The 25846-nt window shown below is 74.8% G+C and carries 24 protein-coding genes; 9 read left to right on the top strand and 15 right to left on the bottom strand.

The genetic code is table 11. From position 1 onward, the window contains the following. Positions 1–88: 88 nt before the first annotated feature. The 9 genes from J0910_RS08795 to recG form a co-directional block, all read right to left on the bottom strand. Positions 89–280, bottom strand: coding sequence for a hypothetical protein (locus tag J0910_RS08795; RefSeq protein ID WP_017592602.1), 192 nt, complete (start codon positions 278–280; stop codon positions 89–91). A 276-nt stretch (positions 281–556) separates the two neighbouring features. Further along, positions 557–844, bottom strand: a complete 288-nt coding sequence (locus J0910_RS08790; protein ID WP_420158026.1) for an acylphosphatase — start codon at positions 842–844, stop codon at positions 557–559. Positions 845–909: 65 nt separating this feature from the next. Further along, a complete protein-coding gene (gene mutM, locus J0910_RS08785; protein WP_420158025.1) occupies positions 910–1791 on the bottom strand; it encodes a bifunctional DNA-formamidopyrimidine glycosylase/DNA-(apurinic or apyrimidinic site) lyase in 882 nt (293 codons plus the stop codon). Between the two features lies 1 nt (position 1792). Then, entirely contained in the window at positions 1793–2536 is a 744-nt protein-coding gene (gene rnc / locus J0910_RS08780) for a ribonuclease III (RefSeq protein WP_420158024.1), read from the bottom strand. A gap of 294 nt (positions 2537–2830) precedes the next feature. Beyond that, positions 2831–3007: a 50S ribosomal protein L32 gene (rpmF, locus tag J0910_RS08775; RefSeq protein WP_017592606.1), complete on the bottom strand. Its 177-nt coding sequence runs from the start codon at positions 3005–3007 to the stop codon at positions 2831–2833. A gap of 158 nt (positions 3008–3165) precedes the next feature. Continuing rightward, entirely contained in the window at positions 3166–3750 is a 585-nt protein-coding gene (locus J0910_RS08770; RefSeq protein ID WP_420161924.1) for a YceD family protein, read from the bottom strand. Positions 3751–3919: 169 nt separating this feature from the next. Next, positions 3920–4414, bottom strand: a complete 495-nt coding sequence (coaD, locus tag J0910_RS08765; protein WP_420158023.1) for a pantetheine-phosphate adenylyltransferase — start codon at positions 4412–4414, stop codon at positions 3920–3922. 43 nt (positions 4415–4457) lie between these two features. Then, complete coding sequence (rsmD, locus tag J0910_RS08760) at positions 4458–5063, bottom strand: 16S rRNA (guanine(966)-N(2))-methyltransferase RsmD (RefSeq protein WP_420158022.1); 606 nt, start codon at positions 5061–5063, stop codon at positions 4458–4460. Between the two features lie 68 nt (positions 5064–5131). Continuing rightward, positions 5132–7351 (bottom strand): ATP-dependent DNA helicase RecG, encoded by a 2220-nt coding sequence (recG, locus tag J0910_RS08755; RefSeq protein ID WP_420158021.1) that lies wholly within the window; start codon positions 7349–7351, stop codon positions 5132–5134. A gap of 368 nt (positions 7352–7719) precedes the next feature. On the opposite strand from recG, the gene rpmB reads away from it, so the two are divergent. Continuing rightward, positions 7720–7905, top strand: a complete 186-nt coding sequence (gene rpmB, locus J0910_RS08750) for a 50S ribosomal protein L28 (RefSeq protein WP_020380098.1) — start codon at positions 7720–7722, stop codon at positions 7903–7905. Between the two features lie 169 nt (positions 7906–8074). Here the strand turns inward: rpmB and J0910_RS08745 are convergent, their stop codons facing one another. Together J0910_RS08745 and J0910_RS08740 are read right to left on the bottom strand one after the other, a co-directional pair. Then, positions 8075–8803: a cellulose binding domain-containing protein gene (locus J0910_RS08745; protein WP_420158020.1), complete on the bottom strand. Its 729-nt coding sequence runs from the start codon at positions 8801–8803 to the stop codon at positions 8075–8077. Between the two features lie 269 nt (positions 8804–9072). Then, positions 9073–10047 carry a thiamine-phosphate kinase gene (locus J0910_RS08740; protein ID WP_420158019.1) on the bottom strand — a complete coding sequence of 325 codons (975 nt, stop codon included), beginning with the start codon at positions 10045–10047 and terminating at the stop codon, positions 9073–9075. A gap of 110 nt (positions 10048–10157) precedes the next feature. Between J0910_RS08740 and J0910_RS08735 the strand changes: the two genes are divergently transcribed. The 6 genes from J0910_RS08735 to cydC all read left to right on the top strand — a co-directional run bounded on the left by J0910_RS08735 (position 10158) and on the right by cydC (position 17456). Next, entirely contained in the window at positions 10158–10391 is a 234-nt protein-coding gene (locus J0910_RS08735) for an Lrp/AsnC family transcriptional regulator (protein WP_017592613.1), read from the top strand. Between the two features lie 44 nt (positions 10392–10435). After that, positions 10436–10903: a DUF3515 domain-containing protein gene (locus tag J0910_RS08730; RefSeq protein WP_420158018.1), complete on the top strand. Its 468-nt coding sequence runs from the start codon at positions 10436–10438 to the stop codon at positions 10901–10903. A 287-nt stretch (positions 10904–11190) separates the two neighbouring features. Then, positions 11191–12654 carry a cytochrome ubiquinol oxidase subunit I gene (locus tag J0910_RS08725; protein ID WP_420158017.1) on the top strand — a complete coding sequence of 488 codons (1464 nt, stop codon included), beginning with the start codon at positions 11191–11193 and terminating at the stop codon, positions 12652–12654. Between the two features lie 13 nt (positions 12655–12667). Then, complete coding sequence (gene cydB / locus J0910_RS08720; protein ID WP_420158016.1) at positions 12668–13726, top strand: cytochrome d ubiquinol oxidase subunit II; 1059 nt, start codon at positions 12668–12670, stop codon at positions 13724–13726. Between the two features lie 30 nt (positions 13727–13756). Continuing rightward, on the top strand, positions 13757–15517 hold the full coding sequence (cydD, locus tag J0910_RS08715; RefSeq protein ID WP_420158015.1) for a thiol reductant ABC exporter subunit CydD: 1761 nt from the start codon (positions 13757–13759) through the stop codon (positions 15515–15517). A 133-nt stretch (positions 15518–15650) separates the two neighbouring features. Further along, a complete protein-coding gene (gene cydC, locus J0910_RS08710; protein ID WP_420158014.1) occupies positions 15651–17456 on the top strand; it encodes a thiol reductant ABC exporter subunit CydC in 1806 nt (601 codons plus the stop codon). Positions 17457–17855: 399 nt separating this feature from the next. Here the strand turns inward: cydC and J0910_RS08705 are convergent, their stop codons facing one another. Beyond that, positions 17856–18449: a DUF1707 SHOCT-like domain-containing protein gene (locus J0910_RS08705; protein WP_420158013.1), complete on the bottom strand. Its 594-nt coding sequence runs from the start codon at positions 18447–18449 to the stop codon at positions 17856–17858. A gap of 114 nt (positions 18450–18563) precedes the next feature. Then, positions 18564–18935: a DUF3817 domain-containing protein gene (locus tag J0910_RS08700; protein ID WP_420158012.1), complete on the bottom strand. Its 372-nt coding sequence runs from the start codon at positions 18933–18935 to the stop codon at positions 18564–18566. A gap of 607 nt (positions 18936–19542) precedes the next feature. Between J0910_RS08700 and J0910_RS08695 the strand changes: the two genes are divergently transcribed. Further along, positions 19543–21405 carry a UvrD-helicase domain-containing protein gene (locus tag J0910_RS08695; protein ID WP_420158011.1) on the top strand — a complete coding sequence of 621 codons (1863 nt, stop codon included), beginning with the start codon at positions 19543–19545 and terminating at the stop codon, positions 21403–21405. 262 nt (positions 21406–21667) lie between these two features. Here J0910_RS08695 and J0910_RS08690 read toward each other — a convergent pair whose 3' ends face one another. Both J0910_RS08690 and J0910_RS08685 read right to left on the bottom strand, forming a co-directional pair. After that, positions 21668–23020, bottom strand: coding sequence for a DUF6114 domain-containing protein (locus J0910_RS08690; protein ID WP_420158010.1), 1353 nt, complete (start codon positions 23018–23020; stop codon positions 21668–21670). Between the two features lie 3 nt (positions 23021–23023). After that, a complete protein-coding gene (locus J0910_RS08685) occupies positions 23024–23653 on the bottom strand; it encodes a DUF6230 family protein (RefSeq protein WP_420158009.1) in 630 nt (209 codons plus the stop codon). Positions 23654–23877: 224 nt separating this feature from the next. Between J0910_RS08685 and J0910_RS08680 the strand changes: the two genes are divergently transcribed. Continuing rightward, entirely contained in the window at positions 23878–25770 is a 1893-nt protein-coding gene (locus J0910_RS08680; protein WP_420158008.1) for an FAD-dependent oxidoreductase, read from the top strand. Positions 25771–25846: the final 76 nt, after the last annotated feature.

The following is a 25846-nucleotide window of genomic DNA, read 5'->3' as shown; positions in this document are numbered from 1 at the left end:
TGGAGCGTTCCCGGAGGTGCACCCGAGGGACGCCGGGTTCGTTCTGTTCGGGCGCCCCTTGCCGTGGTGCGTCGCGTACCGCGGGTCGCTAGGCGAGAGCGGGCTCGCGCTCGGTCGCGTTCACCGCGACCTCGGCCATGGCCTCGGACAGGCGATCGTTGCTGTCCTGCAGCCGCCCGATCTCGTCCTCAAGGTCGCGTACCCGCTTCTGCAGCCGTCGCATCTCCTGAACCATACGCGGGTCAGGACCACCGACGTGGCCGAACAGAGCCTTCGCCATGATGTGGGTCCTCCACATTGAGTGACCAGATGAGGTTCACGCGCCCATGAGCCACGGCGGGCAGAGTCGCGCCGCCTTCCTCGTGGGTCTCGGAGCGCGGTCTGTCTTCCAGAGTCTCACCGCGAACGTCACCGGTCAAGGTTGTAAGGAACTGTACGTAACTGCGCCGTGACCAGGGCAGGAAACGGCGCACGATCCGCCTGAGAGGCGCCCCCTCCCCGCCGTGCGGGAAGCTCTGCGGGGCGACCCGCGGACCGCGTCACCGGACCAGGATACTCATCGTTCGGCGAAACCGGTGAAGGAACCCCGGTACTCGCTCCAGCGCGGCACCACCGAATCGACCCTGCCGGGCGCCCCGCCGCCCTCCAGCAGCTCCAGCAGGCGCGCGCAGCCGTCCCGGCCGCCCTCCGCCACGACCTCGACCCTGCCGTCGGCCAGATTGGTCGCCGCGCCGGTCAGCCCCAGTTCCAGCGCCCGGGCCCGGGTCCACCAGCGGAATCCGACCCCCTGCACCCGGCCGCGCACCCAGGCCGTCAGCCGCACCGGCTCCCCGTCGGCGCCCATCTCTCCCCCGTTCCCTCCGGTTCCCGGATTCCGTGTCGCAGGTCTCGCCCCGCCGCCTCCGGCGGCTACCGCCGGGCGCCGGCCGCCGCGCCCCGCGGGCGGGGCTGGCAGCGCGGGCAGCTGTAGGAGGAGCGGTTCATGAACGCCTCGCGGCGGATCGGCGCCCCGCACCGCTCGCACGGCTCGTCCTCGCGGCCGTAGGCCTTGAGCCCGCGCTCGAAGTAGCCGCTCTCCCCGTTCACGTTGACGTAGAGGCTGTCGAAGGAGGTGCCCCCTTCGGCCAGCGCCTCGGCGAGCACCGCGCGCACGTGCCCGAGCAGCTCGGCGACCCTGGCCGGGCGCAGCCCCGAGGCGGGCCGGGCCCAGTGCAGCCGGCTGCGCCACAGCGCCTCGTCGGCGTAGATGTTGCCGATCCCGCTGATCAGGGACTGGTCCAGCAGGACCCGCTTGATCTCGGTGCGCCGCCGGAGCAGCGCCGCGGTGAACGCCTCCTCGTCGAAGAGCGGGTCCATCGGGTCCGCGGCGATGTGCGCGATCACGTCCGGGAGCGCGCCGCCGCCGGCCGCCGGCACCAGCGGCGCGACCATCAGGTGGCCGAACGTGCGCTGGTCGACGAAGCGCAGCTCGCGGCCGTCGGCGGGGAGGCCGAGCCGCACCCTCAGGTGCCGCTCGTCGGGGCCGCCGCCCGGCTGCACCAGCAGCTGGCCGCTCATCCCCAGGTGCGCCAGGAGCGCGTCGCCGGAGTCCAGGGTGAGCCACATGTACTTGCCGCGGCGGTCGGCGGAGACGGCGGTCCGCCCGGAGAGCCGGCCGGAGAAGTCGGCCGCGCCGGCCGCGTGCCGGCGGACCGAGCGCGGGTGCAGCACCTCGACCGGGCCGAGGGCCCGGCCGACCACCCAGCGCTCCAGGCCCGCCCGGACCACCTCGACCTCGGGGAGCTCCGGCACGTCAGGCCCGCCCCTGCTGCCCGCCGGCCTCGGCGGCGCGCGCCTCGGCCCGCGCCTTGATCGCCTTCCACGCCGACTCGGCGGCCTGCTGCTCGGCCTCCTTCTTGCTGCGGCCCTCGCCGGCGCCGTAGTCCTCGCCGGCGACGCGCACCGTGGCGCGGAAGGTCTTCTGGTGGTCGGGGCCGCTCTCGTCGACGTGGTACTCGGGGACCCCGAGCAGCTCCGAGGCGGTCAGCTCCTGCAGCGAGGTCTTCCAGTCCAGGCCGGCGCCGAGCCCGGAGGCGGTCGCGATGAGCGGGTCGAACAGCCGGTGCACCAGCTCGGAGGCGGCGTCCAGGCCGAGGTCCAGGTAGACCGCGCCGATCAGGGCCTCCAGGGTGTCGGCGAGGATGGAGGACTTGTCCCGGCCGCCGGTGCCCTCCTCGCCCCGGCCCAGCCGGATGAAGCCGCCGATGCGCAGGCCGCGGGCAACGTCGGCCAGGGCCCGCATGTTGACCACGGCCGCGCGCAGCTTGGCCAGCTGCCCCTCGGGCAGGTCGGGGTGGTTGCGGAACAGCGTGTCGGTGACGATGAGGCCCAGCACCGAGTCGCCCAGGAACTCCAGGCGCTCGTTGGTGGGCAGCCCGCCCTTCTCGTAGGCGTACGAGCGGTGGGTCAGGGCCCGGCTGAGCACCTCCGGGCTGATCTCGACACCGACCGCCCGCTTGAACTCCCGCGCCTCGGCCGCGCTGATCTGAAAGGCCACTGGATCGTCACACTCCCCTGGTCTCCGGCGGCCCCGCGGGACCTCCCCGGGCGGGGAGCGCGGCGGCCGCGACCGCTCCGTCCAGGGTCGCTCGAAGGCGTGGTGGCCGCCGCTGCTGCGCACAGACGGCGGGAGGCCCCGCTGCCGGCGGCCACCGCGACCTCGGGATGGCCCGGATCGGCGCGGTCCCAAGCTTATTCACATGTACTCGACGAGCTTATTGCCCGCCCCGGCCTCGGACAGCCGAAAAAGCGGGCCCGCCCCGGCGCCGGGGCGGGCCCGCGGGACCGCGGGTCAGGCCGGGTTGACGACCTGGCGGTTGTTGTAGGTGCCGCAGGTCGGGCACGCGGTGTGCGGCAGCTTGGGGTCGCGGCAGCGCGGGCAGTTCACCAGCGACGGGCGCGACGCCTTCCACTGCGAACGGCGGGTACGGGTGTTGCTCCGCGACATCTTCCGCTTCGGGACGGCCACTTCAATCCTCCTGGGTCACCCCCGCGGGCGCGGGAGCTCACTTACCGGGTCACCCCGCGGGCGCGGGGTCCACCATGCACGCTCCGACGGCGGCCCGCCCGCCCGCCCCGCGGAGCGGGAGGGGCCTCAGGCCGCCGAACGCGAACTCAAGCGCGAACTCAAGCGTCGCCGGGCGGGCCGCCCAGCTTCCGCAGCGCCTCCCACCGGGGATCGACGCGCTCGCCGTGGCCGTGGTCCGCACCGGCCTCGGCGAGTTTCACCCCGCACTCGACGCACAGGCCGGGGCAGTCTTCCCGGCAGAGCGGCGAGAGCGGCAACGCGAGCACCGTCGCGTCGCGGAGCACCTGTTCGAGATCGAGCAGGTCTCCCTCAAGATAGTAGTCCTCCTCGCCGTCCTCCTCGTCCGGGACGTCCTCGGCGCGGCCGTAGGCGTCCTCCTCCGGGTAGCGGAAGAGCTCCTGGTAGGAGGCCTCGAACGAGTGGGAGACGGGGTCCAGGCAGCGCGCGCACTCACCCTCGTACCTGGCCTCGGCGGTGCCGGTGACCAGGACGCCCTCCATGACCGCCTCCAGCCGGAAGTCCAGCTCGACCTCCGACCCCTCGGGGATGGCGGAGGTCCCGGCCTCGAGCGAACCGGGAGCGGGGACCACGCGGGTGGCGGTCCTCATGGAGCCGGGCTGCCGCCCCAGCGGCCGGGTGTCGACCACGTACGGGGAGCGGGGGTCGAGTCGAGTCAGTGTGATCGCGCTTTCCGTGGAGTCGGCCCGGTGCGCCGGGGCCGAAGGGACCTGTATCTCGCCGGCCGCGACTCCCCGTACCGGTCGGGTGCGCAGCGGCCGAACCTGGATTCTAGCGATCGGCACTGGTCCTGCCCAAATCAGCGCCGCCGCGCCCGCCCTCCCCGGCGGCGGATCAGCCTGCGGCGGACCGGCGGGCGGCGTACTTGCGCCGCAGCCGCTCCTCCACGAACGGGGTGACCAGGCTGCTCACGTCGCCGCCGTACTGGGCGACCTCCTTGACCAGGCTGGAGCTGAGGAAGGAGTACTGCGGGTTGGCGGTCATGAAGATGGTCTCCACCCCGGCCAGCTTGTAGTTCATCTGGGCGATCTGCAGCTCGTAGTCGAAGTCGCTGACCGAGCGGAGGCTGCGGACGATCATGTCCACCCCGTTCTCCCGGCAGAAGTCGACGAGCAGCCCGTCGAAGGTGGAGACCGAGACGTTGCCGAAGTCCTTGGTCCCCTCCTCCAGCATCTCCAGCTTCTCCTCGACGCTGAACAGGCCCTTCTTGTTGACGTTGTTCAGCACCGCGGCGACGACCTCGTCGTACTGGCGCGCGGCCCGGCCGATGATGTCGATGTGCCCGTTGGTGACGGGGTCGAAGGATCCGGAACAGACGACTCGGCGCACGGCGACCGCTCTCCTCTCCTGCGGGCGGGCGGCCGGAACCGCCTCACCCGGAATTGTGCCCCGCGGCCGGGGTGGATTCGTGGTGACTCGCGGCGCGACCGTACCAAAGTGCGGCTTCTCCGTATCTGCGCCCCCTTGTGCCGGTGTACCCCTCCGGCCAGGACGGCTCCGGGCCGCGGGACGGGCGCTCCAGCACCACCAGGGCCCCCTCGGCCAGCCAGCCGCCGTCGCGGAGCGCCGCGAGCACCTCGCCCACCTCCTCCTCGGAGACGGCGTAGGGCGGGTCGGCGACCACCAGGTCGTACCGGCCGCCGGAGGGCCCGCGGGAGAGCACCCGCCGCACCCGGTCGGCGGCCAGCAGGGCGCCGGGCAGGCCGAGCGCACCGATGTTCCGCCGGATCACCGCCGCCGCCCTCCGGTCCGCCTCCACCATCAGGGCGTGCCCGGCACCGCGGGAGAGCGCTTCCAGGCCGATCGCCCCGGATCCGGCGTACAGGTCGAGGACCCGGGCGCCGTCCAGGCCGCCCAGTTCGGACAGGACCGAGGAGAACAGGGCCTCCCGGGCCCGGTCGCTGGTGGGGCGGGTGGTGCGCCCGTCGGGAACGGAGATCCGGCGCCCGCCCGCGGCGCCGGCGATGATGCGGCTCATGACCAGAACGCTACCGCCGCCCGGGCACCCGCGCCCCCGCTCCGTGCCGGGCCGCCGGAGAGCGGGGGTCAGGCCTTCTCCAGGTAGTCGGCGCGGTCCTCGGTGAGCATCTCCTCCAGGGCGGCGGCCAGCCCGGGGTGCTCCTTGAGCTCTGGGTCGGCGCCGATCAGCGCGCCGGCCTCCTCCCGGGCCCGCCCGATGAGCTCCTCGTCGCGGAGCAGGGTGAGCAGCCGCAGCGAGGAGCGCCGGCCGGACTGGGCCCCGCCCAGCACGTCGCCTTCGCGGCGCTGCTCCAGGTCGACCCGGGAGAGCTCGAACCCGTCGGTGGTGGCGGCGACCGCGGCCAGGCGCTCGCGCGCCGGGGTGTCCGGTTCGGCGTCGGTCACCAGCAGGCAGAGCCCGGGCAGCGACCCCCGGCCGACCCGGCCGCGGAGCTGGTGCAGCTGGGAGACGCCGAACCGGTCCGCGTCCAGGATCGCCATCACCGAGGCGTTGGGCACGTCCACGCCGACCTCGATCACGGTGGTGGCGACGAGCACCTGGGTCTCGCCCGCGGCGAACCGGCCCATCACCGCCTCCTTCTCGTCCGGGGCGAGCCTGCCGTGCAGGGCCTCCACCTTCAGCCCGGAGAGCGGCCCCCCGGCCAGCTCCGCGGCGACGTCCAGCACGGCCAGCGGCGGCCGCCGGTCGGCCTGCGCCCCGTCGGCATCGCCGGGGGCGTCGGCGCCGTCCGGCCCCTCCTCCTCGGCGCCGGCCTCGCCGCCGATCCGCGGGCAGACCACGTAGGCCTGGCGGCCCTGGGCGACCTCCTCCCGGATCCGCTCCCAGGCGCGGGCCAGGAAGTGCGGCTTCTCCCGGGCGGGGACCACGTGCGTGGAGATCGGCGCCCGGCCGCTGGGCAGCTGGGTGAGCGAGACCACGTCGAGGTCGCCGTAGACGGTCATGGCCACGGTGCGCGGGATGGGGGTGGCGGTCATCACCAGCACGTGCGGGCGGCCCTCGGCGGCCTTCTCGCGCAGGGCGTCGCGCTGCTCGACGCCGAACCGGTGCTGCTCGTCGACCACGACCAGGCCCAGGTCCGCGAAGGAGACGTGCTCCTGGAGCAGGGCGTGCGTGCCGACCACGATGCCGGCCTGGCCGGAGGCGGCCTCCAGCAGCGCCTCGCGCCGGGCGGCGGCGCCCTGCGAGCCGGTGAGCAGCGCCACCCGGGTGGCCTCCTCCGCACCGCCGAGCCGGCCGGCCTCGGCCAGCGGTCCCAGCATCCCGGTGATGGACCGGTGGTGCTGCTGGGCGAGGACCTCGGTGGGCGCGAGCAGCACCGCCTGCCCGCCGGCGTCGACCACCTGCAGCATCGCGCGCAGCGCGACCAGGGTCTTGCCCGCTCCGACGTCGCCCTGGAGCAGGCGGTGCATGGGGTGGGCGGAGTCGAGGCCGGCCGCGATCGACGCGCCCACCTCGCGCTGTCCGTCGGTGAGCTCGAACGGGAGCCGGGCGTCGAAGGCGTCGAGCAGGCCGCCGGAGCCGCGCGGCCGGGGGCGGGCCGGGACCTCCTCGGCCGCCCGGCGCCGCTGCGCCAGGGCCAGCTGGAGCACGAAGGCCTCGTCCCACTTGAGCCGCTTGCGGGCCGGGCCGATCTCGGCCATGTCGTCGGGGCGGTGGATCTTCTCCAGCGCGGCGCCCAGGCCGACCAGGCGCTGCCGCTCGCGGACCTCGGCGGGCATCGGGTCCTCGATCCCGGGGTCGCCGCCGCGCGGGCCGAGCAGCGCGGCGATGCAGCGGGTGATGTCCATCGAGGACACGCCCTTGGTCGCGGGGTAGATGGGGATGGGGCGCTCGGCGAACTCCTGGGCGCGGCCCTCGCCGGTGCCGTCGTCGGGGAGCATCTCGTAGACCGGGTGGGCCAGCTGCTTCTTGCCCCGGTAGGTGGAGACCTTGCCGGCGAACATGCCGCGCCGTCCGGGGCGGAGTTCGCGCAGGTGGTAGCCGGTGTTGTGGAAGAAGGCCAGGGTCAGCCGGCCGGTGCCGTCGGTGATGGCCGCCTCCAGCAGGCTGCGCGGCCCGCGGCCGCCGCGCAGGTCCCGGCGGGTCGCGCTGAGCACCTCGGCGACCACCGTCACCTGCTCCCCCTCGGCGAGCGAGGCCAGGTCGGTGAGCTCGCCGCGGGTGGCGTACCGGCGCGGGTAGTGGCGCAGGAGGTCGCCCGCGGTGTGCAGGTCCAACTCCGCGGCGAGCTTCTTCGCCGCCGTCCCGCCCTGCGTCGTGCGCAGCGGTTCGTCCTGAACGACCACCGGTTCCCCTCCCGGTCCCTGGGCGGTCCCGCGTTCGCGGACCGCCCGCGCTCCACGGCCTGTGCGGCCCCGCGGATCCCACCGTAGGACCCTCCGCCGACTTCGCGCGACGCCCGCGGACCCGGGGCCGGGTTATACTCGATCCGTCATCCCCGGCCGGGGAGGCGCGCCGACGGCCGCCCTCCGGGGGGTGCGCGGGTACCGAGAGATCGGCGGCTGCCGCTCCGTTTAGCGGACGCCCAGGTCATCGTGTACGCTTCCACGGTTGGCGCACCGCGCCGACCTGCCTTGATCATCAGACCTCTCTCGGGTCGACACAGCAACGCGTGCCGAGCGCATGCGGGCCCGAGCGCTTGAATGGAGTTACCGTGGCTTCCGTCTGCGACGTCTGCGGCAAGGGCCCAGGGTTCGGTAACAGTGTCTCCCACTCGCACCGCCGCACCCGCCGCCGCTGGAACCCCAACATCCAGACCGTGCGCACCCAGCAGGGCGGTACGCCCAAGCGCCTGAAGGTGTGCACCTCCTGCATCAAGGCGGGCAAGGTCGACCACTGATCCGGGAGCGGGCCGCAGTGCCCGCCCGCCGGAGAAGTACAGCAGAGCGCCGCACGGCCGGATACGGCCGCGCGGCGCTTTCGTCGTGCCCCGGAACCGATGATCTTGGCGTTGCGGGGGTAATCAGAGCGCTCTGATGCCCCCGCAACGCCAAGATCATCGGGGGCCGCTAGGAGCAGGGCGCGCCGTTCAGCGTGCAGCTGGTCGGTTCCTGGGCACTGCCCTCGGCGGTGAAGCTCACGGTCACCGACTCCCCCGGGGCGATGCCGCCGGACCAGGCGGGCTGCCGGGCCACGACGCCGTCGGAGGTGGCCTCCCACTCGACGTCCCAGGCCGAGGTGACGGTGGCGTCGGAGAACCCGAGCACCAGCTCCCAGCCGTCCATCGCGCCGTCGCCGGTGTTGGTGACGGTGACCCGGCCGGTGAAGTTGGACTCCGAGGACTCCACCGTGGAGTAGCTGACCGCGCCGGCGGTACCGGCCGCCGCCGCACCGTCCTCCTCCTGGGCGGCCTCCGGGGACCGCTCCGGCTCCCCGCCGTCCCGGCCGGGCTCCTCGCCGGGCTGCTCCGCGCCGGTCTGCGAGGTGGTGTCGTCCCGTCCCCCGCCCGCGTCCGGGCTGGGCGCGGAGTCGAGGGCGCCGCCGGGCGCGGGGCCGGCCCCGTGCTCGACCGGGGGCTCGCTGAACCGGAGGTAGATCTGGGTGGTGCTGTAGCCGAACAGCACCAGCCCGATCATCACCCCGGAGATGACCAGGACGCTGAGCAGGCGGGGCGGGCGGACCCGCTTGGGGACGGTGCTCTCCAGGACGTGGCCGACCGTCGCCAGGGGGCCGGAGTTCTCCGGCTCGGACCGGTGCGCGCCGCGCCGGCCCCGACCGGCTGCCTCTGACCGCCCCATACAACGCCTTCCGACCGTTTGCCGAGCCGCCGCGGAGGGCGCCCGGTCGGCGCCGCCCCGTTCCGCTCGGCCGCGCCTCGCTCCCCGGCCCGGAGGCCGGGGCGCCCTCTCGGCTCTGTTCCATGCCCGCCGGGCCCGCATGCCCTGTGGCCGCATCGGCGGCACGGGGCGACAGCTTAGCGTGATTTACCCCCTAAGCCCGACCCGGCTAACCCGCCCTGGAGAAGCCTGACGCATCGTTTGCCGTCCGCTCCGGGCGGGGCGGCGCCTCAGCCGAAATGGTCCCAACCGGACAGGGCGGGCGGGCGGCCGTCCACGGTGACGCCCGAGCCTTCCCGGACCTCGCCGATGACCGACCAGCCCGCGGGGACCGCCTCCGGGGGGAAGGCGGCGGCCAGGGCGTGGTCCTCTCCCCCGGCCAGCATGTGGTCGGCGGGGGCCCGGCGGTGGCCGTATCCGGCCAGCAGTGCGGCGGCCTCGGCCAGCCCCGGCGGCGGGGCGAGGGCGGCGCGGCGCACGTCGACGGCGACCCCCGAGGCCGCGGCGATGTGCCCGAGGTCCTGCAGCAGCCCGTCGCTGACGTCGAGCATGGCGGTGGCGCCCGCGCGGGCGGCGCGCGGCCCCTCCCCGTAGGGCGGGGCGGGGCGGCGGTGCTCGTCCAGGGCGGGCCGGGCCCCGGCCTTCTCCACCGCCTCCTCCTCGGCGCCTGCGATGAGCAGCGCCATTCCGGCCGCGGACAGCCCGAGCGTCCCGGCGACCGCGACCGCGTCGCCCGGCCGGGCGCCCGCGCGGGTCACCGCCCGGCCGCCGTCCAGGGAGCCGAGCGCGGTGACGGAGACCGTGATCCGGTCGGACCGCACGGTGTCCCCGCCGGCCACCGCGGCACCGGCCGCCGCGCACTCGGCGCGCACCCCCTCGGCGAACCCGTCGGCCCAGTCGACGGGCAGGTCCGGGGGGACGGCCAAGCCGATGAGGAGGGCGGTGGGCCGGGCGCCCATCGCCTCGACGTCGGCGCAGTTCTGCGCGACGGCCTTGTGCCCGACGTCGCGCGCGGCCGACCAGTCCCGGCGGAAGTGGGCCCCCTCCACCAGTACGTCCATGGTCGCCACCACGCGCCGGTCGGGGGCGCCGACGACGGCGGCGTCGTCCCCGGGTCCGAGGATTACATCGTCCGTCTCGGGGAATCTGGCCGTCACGCGTGCGATCAGCCCGAATTCGCCCAGGTCCCCAATCGTGCTCGCCACGGGCAACAGGGTACGGTGTCGGCTTGGCGCACTGGCCTGGACCCGCGCGTTCCCCCGCCGGGCGGTGCCGTGCCGCCGCGGCGTCCGAAGTTTCCTGGGAGGGTTCCACCATGGTGCAGGCCTATGTTCTCGTGCAGACCGACGCCGGCCTCGCCGGCGATCTGGTCGACCGGATCCGCGGCATCGACGGCGTCACCCGGGCCGATGACGTGACGGGCCCCTACGATGTGATCGTGCACGCCGAGGCCGGCGACATCGACGAGCTGGGCCGCCTGGTCGTGGCCCGCATCCAGCGGCTGGACGGCATCGCGCGCACGCTGACCTGTCCGATCGTGCAGATCTGAGCCGGCCCGTGACCCCTGGGCCGAGCCGAGGGGCTGGAGGGCCGATGACGAGACGACGCGCCGCCGCCGGGGCATCCGCGGCGACCCTGATGCTCCTCGCCGGCTGCACCGCGGGCGCGGTCCAGGTCCCCCTCCCCTCCCCGGACCCGGAGGCCGAGCGGCTCTGCGGCGCGCTCGCGGAAGGCCTCCCGGACGAGATCTTCGGCCAGCGGCAGGTCCCCACCGAACCGGAGTCGGACCTGGTCGCGGCCTGGGGGGACCCGGCCATCGCGCTGCGCTGCGGGGTGGAGCGCCCGGAGTCCTACCGGCCCGACTCCGAGCTGACCGTGGTCAACGGCGTGGCCTGGCTGCCCGAGCCCGCGGACCGGCCGACCGCCTACACCGCGCTGGGCCGCGAGGCCTATGTGGAGGTGACCGTGCCGCCGTCCTACTCGCCGCCGGCCGAGGCGCTGGTGGCGATCGGCGACGCGATCGGCGACGCGGTCCCGGCCCTGCCCGACGGGGAGCTCTGACCCGGGCGGGCTCCGCCCGCGTGTTCCCGGTCACCCTGGACCGGCCGGCGGCCGCGGTGCGCCGCCCCCGCCCCGCCCTCTCCTCATCCGGTGTCCGCGCTGTTCGGAGCGGTCCGCACCGGTCCCGTCCGCGCTCCGCTCCCGGCCGCCGCACCCCGGTTCCGCGCACCGCCCCGCTGTGATCTTCCGCCCCGGGCTCGCTCTCCTACGCGCCGTAGCACTACAGTTTGTAGTACTACGGCTCGTCGATGCCGTGGCAGCACGAGATCCGGCAGCAGGAGAGGCGCATGGAAGCACTGGACCTGGCGCGGTGGCAGTTCGGGATCACCACCGTCTACCACTTCCTGTTCGTACCGCTCACGATCGGCCTCTCGGCCATCGTCGCCGCGTTCCAGACGGCCTGGTACCGGACCGGGAAGCACTCCTACCTCCAGGCCACCAAGTTCTTCGGGAAGCTCTTCCTGATCAACTTCGCGATGGGCGTGGTCACCGGCATCGTGCAGGAGTTCCAGTTCGGCATGAACTGGAGCGAGTACTCGCGGTTCGTCGGCGACGTGTTCGGGGCCCCGCTGGCGATGGAGGCGCTGCTCGCGTTCTTCCTGGAGTCCACCTTCATCGGGCTGTGGATCTTCGGCTGGGACAAGCTCTCCCGCCGGGTGCACCTGGCCTGCATCTGGCTGGTGGCGATCGGCACCAACATGTCCGCCTACTTCATCATCGCCGCCAACGCGTGGATGCGGCACCCCGTCGGCTTCGACGTCGATCCGGAGACCGGGCGCGCCCGGCTCACCGACATCTGGGCGGTGCTCTCCAACACCCAGGCCTGGTCCACCTACCTGCACGTGGTCTCGGCGGCGTTCATCACCGCCGGGCTGTTCGTGGTCGCGGTCAGCGCCTTCAAGCTCTGGCGCGCCCGGCGGCACGGCGACACCGGGGACAAGGGCGTCGCTCCGCCCGCCGGCGAGGGCGAGCTGTTCCGCAAGACGCTGCGCGCCGGCATGGTCGCCACCCTGATCGCCGGGGCCGTCGTCGTCTTCTCCGGCGACCACCAGGCCAAGCTCGCCGCGGAGTACGAGCCGATGAAGCTCGCCGCCGCCGAGGCGCACTGGGAGACCGAGGAGGGCGCCCCGTTCTCCACCTTCGCCGTCGGCGACACCGAGGCCGGGGAGAACAGCATCGACTTCACCATCCCGCACGTGCTCAGCTTCCTGGCCACCGGGAAGATCGACGGCACCGTCGAGGGGATGAACGACCTCCAGGCGAAGTACGAGGAGCAGTACGCCGAGTACGGCGAGGTGGACTACATCCCCAACGTCTTCGTCATGTACTGGTCGTTCCGGCTGATGATCGGCCTGGGGCTGGCCGGCGTCGGGATCTCGCTGCTGGGCCTGTGGCTGACCCGCGGCCGCCGGCTGCCGGGCACCCGCTGGTTCTACTACGCCGCGATCGCCGCGCTGCCCGCCGCGCTGAGCGCCAACATCTTCGGCTGGGTCCTCACCGAGATGGGCCGGCAGCCGTGGACGGTCCACGGCGAGCTGCTCACCGCGCAGAGCGTCTCCCCCGGGGTGAGCCTGGGGCAGGTCGCCTTCTCCCTCGCCGTCTTCACCCTGGTCTACGGGGCGCTCGCGGTGATCGAAGCGGGCCTGCTGTGGCGCTACGTCAAGGCCGGTCCCTCCCACGTCGCCCCCGCGCCCGACGAGGGCGGCGAGGACGGCTCCGACGACGCCTCCGTCCCCGCCTTCGCCTACTGAGGAGACCGCAGCAATGGATCTCGCGACCATCTGGTTCATCGCCATCGCGGTCCTGTGGACCGGCTACTTCATCCTGGAGGGGTTCGACTTCGGGGTCGGGGTGCTGCTGCCCTTCATCGGGCGGAAGAACGTCGACCGCCGGGTGATGATCAACGCCATCGGCCCGGTCTGGGACGGCAACGAGGTGTGGGTGATCACCGCCGGCGGCGCCATGTTCGCCGCCTTCCCCGCCTGGTACGCCACCCTGTTCAGCGGCTTCTACCTGCCGCTGCTGCTCATCCTGCTGGCGCTGATCGCCCGCGGCGTCGCCTTCGAGTACCGCGCCAAGGTCGACACCGACCGCTGGCGCGCCGGCTGGGACAAGGCGATCTTCTGGGGCAGCGCGGTGCCCGCCTTCCTGTGGGGCGTCGCCTTCGCCAACATCGTCCGGGGCGTGCCGGTGGACGCCGACCAGATCCTCGCCGCCGGCCTGCTCCACCTGCTCAACCCGTACGCGCTGCTCGGCGGGGTCACCACGCTGTCGCTGTTCGCGCTGCACGGCGCGGTGTTCCTCAGCCTCAAGACCGGCGACCCGGTCCGCTCGGCGGCGCGCCGGGCCGCGGTGCGGATCTCCGCCGTCGCCCTGCCCGCCGGGGCCGCGTTCCTGGTCTGGACCCAGCTGGCCCATGGCAAGGCCTGGACCTGGCCGGTGGCGGCCATCGCCGCGGGCGCCCTGGTGCTGGGCGTGCTGCTGGCGCTGCGCGGCCGCGAAGGGCTCTCCTTCACCGCGACCGCGGTGTCCATCGGGGCCGCCTCGGTGCTGCTGTTCGGGTCGCTCTTCCCCGACGTGCTGCCCTCCACCATCGACCCGGCCTACAGCCTGACCGTGCAGAACGCCTCCTCGGCGCCCTACACCCTCACCGTGATGTCCTGGGTGGCCGTGGTCTTCCTCCCGGTGGTGCTGGGCTACCAGGCGTGGACCTACTGGGTCTTCCGCAAGCGCGTGACCCGTGAGCAGATCGAGCCGGTCCCCGCTTATGGTGGCGGTGGGGGAACCGGGAGCGGCACCGCGCCGGCCGCCCCGACCGGCTGAACGCACCCGGGATTCAGGGAACGGAGCCCCATGCGCCCTCTCGATCCGCGCCTGGTCCGCACGGCGAGCGCCGTGCGGGTCCACCTGGCCGTGACCGCGGCCTCCGGCCTGGCCGTCACCGGGCTGGTACTGGCCCAGGCGTGGCTGCTCGCGCACACCATCGCCGGCGCCGCGGGCGGTGCGGGACTCGACGAACTGTCCTGGGCGATCGCGGCCGTCGCCGCGGTGGCGATCGCCCGGGCGGCGCTGTCCTACGGCGCCGAGACGGCCGCCCTGCGCTCCGCGGCGCGCGCGAAGTCCCAACTCCGCCGCCGCCTCGTCGCCCACGTCACCGGGGCCGGCGCGGAGCCGGGCGGCTCACCGGGGGCTTCGCCGCCCCCGGATCGGGAAGCGGTCCGATCGTCAGGGCGGACCGGTTCCGGCGGGACGGGTACGGCCGGGGAACTGGTCACCCTCGCCACGCGTGGCCTCGATGCTCTGGATGACTACTTCGCCCGGTATCTTCCTCAGCTCGTCCTGGCCGTGCTCGTCCCGATCGCCGTGCTCGTGGTGGTGGCCGGCGCGGACTGGATCTCCGCGCTGGTCATCGCCGTCACCGTCCCGCTGATCCCGGTCTTCATGGCGCTGGTGGGCTGGCACACCCAGGCCCGCACCGAGCGCCGGTGGCGGCTGCTCAACCGGCTGGGCGGGCACTTCCTGGACGTGGTGGAGGGGCTGCCCACACTGGCGGTGTTCCGCCGGGCCAAGGCCCAGGCCGCGGTCATCCGCCGGATCACCGGCGAGCAGCGGCGCAGCACCATGGCGACGCTGCGCATCGCGTTCCTCTCCGCGTTCGTGCTGGAGCTGCTGGCCACCCTGGCCGTGGCCCTGGTCGCGGTGGAGATCGGCATCCGGCTGATGTACGGCATGCTCGACTACGAGACCGCGCTGCTGGTGCTGATCCTCGCCCCGGAGGCCTACCTGCCGCTGCGCGAGGTCGGCGCCCGGTTCCACGCCAGCATGGAGGGCGTCGCCGCGGCGCAGCAGGTCTTCGAGGAGCTGGACCGCCGCCCGGCCACGGCCGCCCGGCCCGGCGGCGGGGAGCCCGCCCGCGTGCTCCCCGGCGCCGCGCTCGGCGTCCGCTTCGAGCGGGCCGGGCTGACCTACCCCGGGCGCGAGGACCCCGCGCTGCACGGCGTCGACCTGGAGGTCCCGGCCGGCCGCCGGGTGCTGATCACCGGCCCCAGCGGGTCCGGGAAGACCTCGCTGCTCTCCCTGCTGCTCCGGTTCAACGAGCCCACCGAGGGGCGCGTCCTCGCGCTCACCCCGGACGGCCCGGTGCCGGCCGGCGGGGTCGCGCCGGACGAGTGGCGGCGGCGGATCGCCTGGGTGCCCCAGCACCCCTACCTCTTCGACGACACCGTCGCCGACAACATCCGGCTGGGCGCGCCCGACGCCGCCGACGAGGCGGTCCGCCGGGCCGCCGAACTCGCCGAGGCCGACGGGTTCGTCCAGGAGCTGCCGGACGGCTACCGCACCCGGCTCGGCGAGCGCGGCACCCGGCTCTCCGCCGGCCAGCGCCAGCGGATCGCGCTGGCCCGCGCCTTCCTGCGGGACGCGCCGGTCGTGCTGCTCGACGAGCCCACCGCCCACCTGGACCCGGAGAGCGCCGCCGCGGTCCGGCGCGCGGTCCGGCGGCTGCTGCGCGACCGCACCGCCCTGGTCGTCGCGCACGACACCGGCTGGGCCTCGGTCGTCGACGAGGTGGTCGAGGTGCGCGCCGGCCGGATCGCCACGGAGGCGGCCCGATGACCCCGACCGGACCGGCCCGCCGGGTGCCCGCCGCCCTCCGCACCGGGCCGCGGCGCGGGGACCGCCGCGCCCGGCTGCGGTGCCCGGCGGCACCGCGTCCCTCGACCCGCCTGATCCGAACGGAGGCGCCGCGATGAGCGCGCAGCAGGGCACAGGGCCGGCGACCCTGCCGGACGGCGCGGAGACCGCCGCCGGCCCCCCGATCCCCGCCGACCGCGGCCGGGACCCGCTGCGGCGGATGATCATGCTGGCCTGGCCGCGCGGTTCGCGGTTCGCACTGGGGGTGCTGCTGGGCGGCGCGGCCACCGGCTCCGGGGTGGCGCTGCTCGGGGTGTCGGCCTGGCTGCTGGCCATGGCCGCCCAGCACCCGCCGATCACCGCGCTGAGCGTGGCCATCGTGGCGACCAGGGCGCTGGGCGTCACCCGCGGCCTGACCCGCTACCTGGAGCGGCTGGTCACCCACGACGCGGCGTTCCGCACCCTGGCCGACGTCCGGGTGCGGGTCTACGAGCGCCTGGCCCGGACCGAGCCGATCCGCCGGTTCCGCTCCGGCGACCTGGTCTCCCGGCTGGTCAACGACACCGAGGCCACCCAGGACCTGCTGATCCGCGGCCTCACCCCGCCGCTGGTCGCGGTGGTCACCGGCGGTGCCGCCGTCGCGGTGTGCACCGCGCTGCTGGCCCCCGGCGGCGCCCTGCTCGCCGCCGGGCTGCTGCTCGCCGGGCTCGCCGTCCCGCTGGCCGCGGCGGCCCTGGGCAAGGGCCCGGGGCGGCGCCAGGCCGAGGCGCGCGGCGCCCTGTCCACCTCGCTGGTGGACGCCCTGCACGGCGCCCCCGACCTGATCGCCTACGGCGCCATGGACCGGGCGGTGCGCCGGGTGGAGGAGGCCGACGCGGAGCTGACCCGGGTGGCCCGCCGCGACGCCGGGCTGCTCGGCTTCGGCGCCGGGGCCACCGCGCTGATCACCGGGCTGACCGTGTGGGGCTCGCTGCTCCTGGGGGTCGCCGCGGTGCAGGGCGGGACGCTGGGCCCGGTTCCGTTCGCGGTGCTGGTGCTGACCACGCTGGCCGCGTTCGAGATCGTGGCGCCGCTGCCCGCGGTGGCGGCGCGGCTGGGGGCGATGCGCGCCTCCGGCGAGCGGCTGTTCGGCGTGCTGGACACGCCGTCCCTGGTGCGCGAGCCGGACGAGGAGCGCTCCCTGCCCGACCCGCTCCCCGCCGAGCTGCGGATCCGCGGCCTCAGGGTGCGCTACGGCCCGGAGGAGCCGTGGGCGCTGCACGGGGTCGACATCGACGTCCGCCCCGGGGAGAAGGTCGCCGTGCTGGGGCCCAGCGGCGCGGGCAAGAGCACCCTGGCCGAGGTGCTGTTCCGGTTCCGCGACCCGGACGGGGGCACCGTGGAGCTGGGCGGCGAGGACGTCACCGGCTACCCCCGGGACGAGGTGCGCCGGGTGGTCGGCGGGGTCCCGCAGGACCCGCACGTGTTCACCAGCACGCTCCGGGAGAACCTCCGGCTGGCCCGGCCCGAGGCCGGGGACGGGGAGCTGTGGGAGGCACTGCGCCGGGCCCGGCTGGACGGCGACGTCGAGGCGATGCCGGAGGGCCTGGACACCGAGGTCGGCGTGCACGGCGCCCGGCTCAGCGGCGGCATGCGGCAGCGGCTGGCGCTGGCCCGCGCCCTGCTCGCCGCGCCTCGGGTGCTCGTGCTGGACGAGCCCACCGCCCACCTGGACCCGGACACCCGGGACGCGGTGGTGGCCGACCTGCTGGACGCCGCGGAGGGCTGCTCGACCCTGCTGATCACCCACGACCTGGCCGGCCTGGACCGGGTCGACCGGGTCTACGTCCTCGCCGAGGGCCGCGTCCTCCAGGAGGGCCCACCGGCCGAGCTCGCGGCCCGGGACGGCTGGTACCGCAGTGCCCTGAACCCGGGGGGCTGACCCCGGGCCCGCTCCCCGGAAGGGCGGCGGGGAGGGACGCTCGCCTCCGGGCGAGGAGGCCGGGCCTCCCCCTCCCCGGCGCCCCGTGCCCCGGCGGGCCGCAGGAGCCGACCGCCCGCCCGGACGCGGCGGTGGCCGGCGGGGAGTGCTCACCGCCGGGGTGAGGAGACCGATCCGCGGACCCCGGGCGGCCGGGCCTTCCGCTCTCAGGCCGGCCCAAGCCCCGGCGGGCCGCGGGAGCGCGCGTCCGACCGGCGGGGGCGCATCCGCGCCGGGGATCCGGCGCGCGGCGGGGCGGCCTCCTCCCTGCTGCGGTGCGGGGCGGGACCGGGCGCTCCGGGCGGGCGCGGATCCCGGCGGGCGCCGGGCGCTCCCAAGCGGCGGGCCTGCGGGCGGCGCCTAGTCGTGTAGGCCGAACATCTCTTCCAGGCGCATCTTGTAGCGGATCTTGAGCGAGCCGCCGCGCATGTCGCCGTGGACCGTGAAGTGCGGTGCCGGGGGCGCCGGGGTCTCCGGGACCCGGCTGTCGACCAGGCCGAACCAGGAGGAGTTGACCCGGATCTCGGCGGTCGCGCCGTCCGGCAGCACCAGCCGGGTCTCGCCCCAGGAGGTGGCCAGGTCGACGTCGACCGGGCCGTCGGGCAGCTCGGCCGAGCGGAAGTCCAGCACGGTGGAGCCCATCGGGTTGGAGACCTGGATCCTACGCGGCACGGTCCAGTGCCCGCGGCGCACCACGTTGCCGACCTTGGCCCGGAGCACCAGGGGCCGCTCCCGCTCGGGCCGGGGCGCCGCGGCGGCGCGGCGCTGGGCGGGGGCGCGGGGGCCGGGCTCCGCGGGCAGGTCCGCGGTGAGCGGTGCGAGGTCGTCGTAGGTGCGGGCGGCGAACGCCGCGTCCAGCCGCTCCTGGAGCTCCTCCAGGGTGATCCTGCCGGCGGCCGCGGCCTCCCGGAGGACGCCCGCGACCCGCTCCCGGTCGGCGTCGGAGGCCCGCATCTGCCCGTGGGGTACTCGGTGCTCCACTGCTCACCCGCCCGTGTCGGCTCTGGTGTGACTCACACTAACCGGAACCCCCGGGAAGGCGTATCCCCTCCGCCGCGCCGCCGGCGCTCACCCGCGGGCCGGCGCGGGCCGCTCCTCGGCCGCCGGGGCGTCCAGCAGGCCTCGGGCGCCGGCCACCCGCTCGAACACGACGGTGCCCAGCGGGGGGACGCTCGCCGCCAGGGCGAGGAGGCCGGTCCACAGGCCCCAGCGGAGGCGGTACCAGGCGGCCGCGGCGACGACCACGTAGACGATGAACGCCAGGCCGTGCAGCGGCCCGAAGACCTTCACCCCGATCTCGTCGCCCACCACCACGTACTTGAAGAACATCCCGATCAGCAGCCCGACCCAGGTGACCGCCTCGACGACGGCGATGATCCGGAAGGCGGTGAGCACCGGCTCGGTGCGCTGCCGCGGTGCGGCGGGGGCGGAGGAGGACATGCGGATCTCCTGGTCGGTTCGGTCCGGAAGGGCGGCCGGCCCCGGGAGGCGGAGCGGCCGGGTCCAGTCTCGCCGACGCCCGCACGCGCCCCGCACCGCCCCCGGCGTGATCCGGATCGCCCCGCGCTCGGCCCTCCGGTCCGCTTCCCTCCCGGCCCGCCCCGGGCCCGGGGCGGCGGTGCCGCGCCAGGGCGCCGCCGCCGGAGGGCGGGCGGTTCCGGCGGGCGACCGGCACCGCCCGAAACCCGTGTCGCGCCTTCCTCCCCGGCCACCCCTTCGACCAGCGGCATCGACCGGCCCATCCGTCCCGGTTCTCCGATTTCGGTCAGCGTGTTACCCAGGTTTAGGACACCTGGACTCCGCACGGAACCGCAGGTCGCGGAAGCCTTCGGAAAGATCTTCGGAGGGGATTCGAAAACACTCCCGAAAAGACCGCTGTGACCTGCGAGGACAAGCCGCCCCGCCGAGGTTCGCCAAAGCAGTGGAATCGCCCTCCGCGCGGCGTTTGCCGGAATTCCACCGCGAGCATGTCTCTAACGAAACCGCAGGTCGGCCCATGACCGTCCACCCCCTCACCTTCTCCTAGGCGACCGGAGGACAGCAGGACGTGCCCAAGCTCGCGATCTCTCCGACCTTCCTCTCCGACTTCTCCCGCCTCGACCCCGGCGTGCGCGGCGCCGCCCTGACCGTCGTGCAGGCCTTCATGGACGGCGACGAAACCCGCCTGGAGACCATCCCGGACCTGGCGGACCACCGGGTCCGGCTGCTGCGCATCGGCCCGGAGTGGGCCGGCGTGGTCGCTCCCGGCCCGGGCGACGGCCGCTGCCTGGTGGCGATCCGGCGCAGCGACGACGCGCTGGCGCTGGCCCGCGAGGTCTCCGCGGAGCCCGGCGGCTCCGCCTTCGTCCCGCCGCAGTCCAGCGCCGAGCTGTTCTCCGGCAGTGCGCCGCCGGCCGGCGCGCCCCGGGTCACCGGCCCCGACGAGCTCTCCGCCCACCTCGGCAAGTCCTTCGACGAATGGCAGATCACCCTCCACCCCAACCAGCACCGCATCGTCGACGCGCGGTTCGCCGGGTCCGCGCAGATCACCGGCGGCCCCGGCACCGGGAAGACCGTTCTCGCACTGCACCGCGCCGCGCACCTGGCCGCCCGGGACGCCGCCGAGCACCCCGGCGACGCCCGCCCGTCGGTGCTGCTCACCACCTACAACCGGCTGCTCGCCCAGACCCTCTCCGGCCACTTGGACCGGCTCGTCCCGGAGCCGGACGTGCGCTCCCGGGTGCAGGTCATCACCATCGACAGCCTGGCCCGCAGCGTGGTCTACGAGCACACCGGGCTGATCCCGGACGCGCTCGGCAAGGAGGCGCTCAGCGAGCGCTGGCGGGAGGCGGCCTCCGCGGAGGGCCTGCCCTACTCCGGCCGCTTCCTGGTCGACGAGTGGGAGCAGGTCGTCCTGGCGCACGACTTCACCGGCGCGGCCGACTACATCCGCTGCGAGCGCAGCGGGCGCCTGCTGCACCTGGCGCCCGAGCACCGGCCGCAGGTGTGGGACGCGATCCAGCGCTACACCGCTGCGATGCGGGTCTCCGGCGAGTGGTCCTACCCGCAGATCGCCGCGCACGCCGCCGAGCACCTGCGCCGCACCGGGGCGCGGTACCGGCACGTCGTGGTGGACGAGGCGCAGGACCTGCATCCGGCGCAGTGGCGGATGCTGCGCGCCGCCGTCCCCGTGGGGCCCGACGACCTGTTCATCGTCGGCGACCCGCACCAGCGCATCTCGGACAACCGGGTGTCGCTGGCCTCGCTCGGCATCAACGTGCGCGGCCGCGGCCACCGGCTGCGGATCAGCTACCGGGTCAGCCAGGAGATCCTGAACTGGGCGATGCCCATCCTGGCCCGGCACTCCGCGGTCGGCCTCGACGACGACGCCGACACCCTGGCCGGGTACCGCTCGCTGCTGCACGGCCCGGAGCCGGTGCTGCGCGGCTGCCGGGACCGGAACGAGGAGCGGAGCGCGCTCGGCGAGTGGGTGCGGGTCTGGCTGGAGGCCGGGGTCGCGCCGTCCTCGGTCGCCGTCGCGGCGCGCAACCAGTGGGTGGTCCGGCACGTGACCAAGGAGCTGCAGGCGCGCGGCATCCCGACGGCGCCGCTGGACGCCTCCGGCGACCGCTCCGGCGTCCGGGTGGGGACCATGCACAAGCTGAAGGGGCAGGAGTTCCGGTGCGTGGCCCTGGTCGGCATCAGCGACCCGCTGCTGCCGCCCAAGGCCGCCATCGACTCCGCGGAGGGCGACCCGGTCGCGCTGGAGCAGGTGCACCAGCACGAGCGGAACCTGCTCTTCGTCGCCTGCACCCGGGCCCGCGACGCGCTGTACGTGTCCTACGTGGGGACGCCCAGCCGGCTGCTGCCCCAGGCCGAGCACCCGGCGGAGGAGGGCGCCGCCGAACCGGCCGGCTCCCCGGCCCGCTGACCGGCGGCCCGGACCTCCGCTGAGGGTGGGGGCGGGCCCTGGCGCCCGGTGCGGAGAGGATCCGCCCGGGCACCGGGGCCCGCCCCGTTCCGTTCTCCCCTCCCCGCCGGATCGTTGACGGGAGAAGCCCTCCCCAGGGCGATGATCTTGGCGTTGCGGGGGTGTCAGAGCGCTCTGACACCCCCGCAACGCCAAGATCATCGCGGGGGAGGGGCGGGGGCGGGGGTCTTCTGCGGCCGCCGCCCCTTTTCCCGGCAGCGGTCTAGCCCTCGCTGCCGGCCCTGAGGTCGAGGCCGTCCACGGCCAGGTGGTCGGCCTCGGCCACCGGGCGGGAGACGTCGACGTTGGGCACCGGGATGTGCGAGGGCAGCAGCGGCGGCGGGAAGTCGGGGGTGAAGGTGATGGGGATGCCGAGGATGGTGATGGTCAGCGACCGGACGTGCATGACGATGTCGCCGCCGTCGGCGCCGGAGAGGTTCATCGAGGGCAGCGCCAGCGAGGCCCGGGACTCCCCGTGCCGCCACCACAGCTCGCCGTCGGTGACGTCGCCCTCGGTCATCACGATGCGCAGGTAGCGCTCGGGTCCGCTGCTCGCGGGGTACTCCACCACGCCGCCGAACCGGGCGCCGCGCATGGTCAGCCACTCCGCGGTGAGGCCGGACTCGGCGTCGGAGGCGGTGAACGGGCCGTCGTCGCCCCGGACCACCGGCACCTCGGGGGACTCCCCGGCCTCGCGGGCCGCCTGGCAGGCCCGCACCGCGTCGAGGAGCTCCTCCTCTCCGGCCGCGACCGACTCCTCGCCGGTGCGCAGCTCGCACTCGGCGGGGTCGGCGCCGTCCGCGGGGGCCTCTCCGGACTCCTCTTCCGGCTCTTCCTCCGGGTCCTCCCCGGGCTCCTCTCCGCCCCCTTCCTCCGGGTCCCCGCCGCCCGGCTCCTCCCCCGGCCCGCCGGGCCGCTCCGAGGCGGACGGGGAGGGCGAGGGCGACGGGCTCGGCGAGGCGCCGGGGTCGGCGGGGGCGCTCTCCTCGCCGTCACCGCCGCCGCCGAACCAGTCGTCCCACGGCCAGCGGAAGTCGGCCGGCGCGGCCGCGGGCAGCACCAGCAGCAGCGCGATCGGCGCCGCCGCCAGGGCGTGCGGCCGGCCGCCGTCGCCGTCCGCCCCGGCCCCCTCGGCTCCGGTTCCCCCTCCGGCCCCGCGCGGGCGGCGCGCCCGGCGCCGGCCGCCCCGCCGCCGGGCCGGCTCCCAGGAGAAGACCAGCGCCCCGCCCACGACGCCGAGCAGCATCCCGATCACGAAACCGCCGAAGTTCGCCGTGACGAACGAGGCGACCGAGAGCAGGGTGCCCACCACGCCGTAGAACATCCGCTGCTGCGGCTGCACCCAGACCAGCAGGCCCAGCGCGATCAGCAGCAGGCTGACCAGGTAGACGGAGATGCCGGCGATGCCCGCGTAGATCACCAGGTTCAGCGGGAGGATCAGGCTCTGCGCCGACGGGGCGACGAGCATCTCCACCGCGGCGGCGATGAGCAGCAGGCCGCCCCAGAAGGGGCGGCTCCGCCGCCAGTCGCGGAAGGCGCGCAGCGGGCCGCGGCGCGCGGTGCTGTCATCGGCCATGGGTCAGAAGCACTCGTGGTCACCGGGCTTGAGCGCCAGGGTGAGCCCGCTGAGCTTGAGCGTGCCGGCGTTCACCGCCCAGGAGGTGATCTCCGGGTCCTGCACGCTGATGGTGTCGGCCTGCAGCCCGAAGCCGCCGGCCGGGCCGGCGCCGCCCTCGGCCTTGTCCAGGGTGCTGGCGTCGCGGCCGATCTCGATCTGGGAGAACTCCGCGTTCCCCTCCAGCTGCTCGATGTCCAGGGTGAGGTTGCTGCCCTCCACCGGCCGCTCGCCGCCGGCGTTGATCAGCAGCGTCGCCTCCCCGATGGGCAGCGGCATCAGCACCGACATGCACATGTCGGCGAGCTCGGCGCTGTCGACCGTGGAGAGCCCCACCGGCCGGGAGCCGTCGTCCACCGAGGTGGCGACGTCGCCGTACTGGGTGAAGCCCTCGCCCTCCAGGGAGGAGGCGGACATCTTGAAACTGTCTCCGGAGACCGCGAAGGAGGCGGCCAGCAGTCCCTGGGTGGTCATCAGGCCGAGGATCGCCGCCGCCCCGAGGCCGGGGAGGACGGCGATGCCGAACGTGCGCCACCGGGTCCCGCCGTCGGGGGCCTCTTCGGCCGGGGTCTCTTCGATCGGCTGGTCGGGCATGGGGGTTGCTCCTGACTCTCTCGCCGCTCTGGGGCGGCGTGGCAGGGGGATCGGGGACCTTGCGCCGGACATCGCCTCGCGTGTTACATGGATCACGCCTACTCGGGGGTAGTGAGGAAGATTACAATAGTTAATGTCACGTTTCCAAGTGGTTGATTCGCCTCCCCGCGCAACAGAGCGGTCACACCGAGGCGACCTCCCCGGACGCAGAAAAGGTGCCCCCTGTGGCTTCTGAATCCGCGCCTCCCGCCGGCCGGCCCGCAGACCCCGCCCCGACGAGCGCCGACGGCCGCTCCCGGGACGCCTTCGACTACGACGTCGTCGTGATCGGCTCGGGCTTCGGCGGCTCGGTCAGCGCGCTGCGGCTCACCGAGAAGGGCTACCGGGTCGGCGTCCTGGAGGCCGGCCGGCGCCACACCCCCGAGACGCTGCCGGAGACCTCCTGGGACCTGAAGAACTTCATCTGGGCCCCGCACCTGGGCCTCTACGGCATCCAGCGCATCCACCTGCTGCGCGACGTGATGATCCTGGCCGGGGCGGGCGTCGGCGGCGGCTCGCTGAACTACGCCAACACCCTCTACGAGCCGCTGGACGACTTCTACGACGACCCGCAGTGGCGCGGCATCACCGACTGGCGCCGCGAGCTCGGCCCCTACTACGACCAGGCCAAGCGGATGCTGGGGGTGCGCACCAACCCCACCATGACCCCCTCCGACGTGCACCTCAAGGCGGTCGCCGAGGACATGGGCGTGGGCGGCTCCTTCCACCTGGCCCCGGTGGGCGTCTACTTCGGCGACGGCCGCGACGCCGACGGGTCGTGCCCCGCCGCCCCCGGAAGCTCCGGCGGCGACCCCTACTTCGGCGGCGCCGGCCCCGAGCGGCGGGCCTGCACCGAGTGCGGCGAGTGCATGACCGGCTGCCGGCACGGCGCCAAGAACATGCTCACCGAGAACTACCTCTACCTCGCCGAGCGGAACGGTGCCGAGATCCACCCGATGACCACGGTGGAGCGCCTCCGGGAGCGGCCCGCCTCCGCCGGCGGCGGCTACGCGGTGGACGCCCTGGCCACCGGCGCCCGGCGGATCCGGCGCAACGCCCGCACCTTCACCGCCCGCCAAGTGGTGGTCGCCGCCGGGACCTGGGGCACCCAGAACCTGCTGCACCGGATGCGCGACACCGGCCTGCTCCCCCGGCTGTCGGCCCGGCTCGGCACGCTCACCCGGACCAACTCCGAGTCCCTGGGCGGGGCGATGACCCGGCACACCGACCCGCCGGAGGACTTCTCCCGCGGCGTGGCGATCACCTCCTCCATCCACCCCGACGGGCACACCCACGTCGAGCCGGTCCGCTACGGCAAGGGCTCCAACGCGATGGGGATGCTGGCCACCATCCAGGTCCCCGGCGGCGGCCGGGTGCCGCGCTGGCTGCGCTTCCTCGGCGAGGCCGCCCGCCACCCCTACGTCTTCGCGCGCAGCCTGTCGGTGCGCCGGTTCTCCGAGCGGGCCATCATCGGCCTGGTCATGCAGTCCCTGGACAACTCGCTGACCACCTACACCCGGCGCGGGGCGCTGGGCCGCCGGGTGCTCACCTCCCGGCAGGGCCACGGCGAGCCCAACCCGACCTGGATCCCGCAGGGCCAGGAGGTGCTGCGCCGGCTGGCCGAGAAGATCGACGGCTTCCCCGGCGGGACCGTCGGCGAGGTCTTCGACATCCCGCTGACCGCGCACTTCCTCGGCGGCTGCCCGATCGGCGCGGGCCCCGAGGACGGGGTGATCGACCCCTACCACCGGCTCTACGGGCACCCCGGGATCCACGTGGTGGACGGCTCGGCGGTCTCGGCCAACCTCGGGGTGAACCCGTCGCTGACCATCACCGCCCAGGCCGAGCGGGCCATGTCCTTCTGGCCGAACAGCGGCGAGCCGGACCCGCGCCCCGAGCAGGGCGCCCCGTACCGCTCGGTGGCCCCGGTGCACCCGCACGACCCGGCGGTGCCCGCCGGGGCCTTCGGCGAGCTGCGCTTCACCCGGAGCCTGCCGATCAGCCCGGCCGACCCCGCCCCGGACCCCGCCGCCGTCGCGGCCGGCGCCGCCCGGACCGCGGAAAGCCCCGCGGAATAGCGGGAGAAACCGGGAAGAACAGGGGAGAACCAGAGCGGGGCGGTGCGTGCCGCCCCGCCGTCCCCGGTCCGCCGCC

It is taken from the genome of Nocardiopsis oceanisediminis (genome assembly GCF_048595525.1).
In the GTDB taxonomy this organism is placed as follows: Bacteria; Actinomycetota; Actinomycetes; order Streptosporangiales; family Streptosporangiaceae; genus Nocardiopsis_A; species Nocardiopsis_A oceanisediminis.
This window is presented reverse-complemented; position numbering and strand designations above follow the sequence as displayed.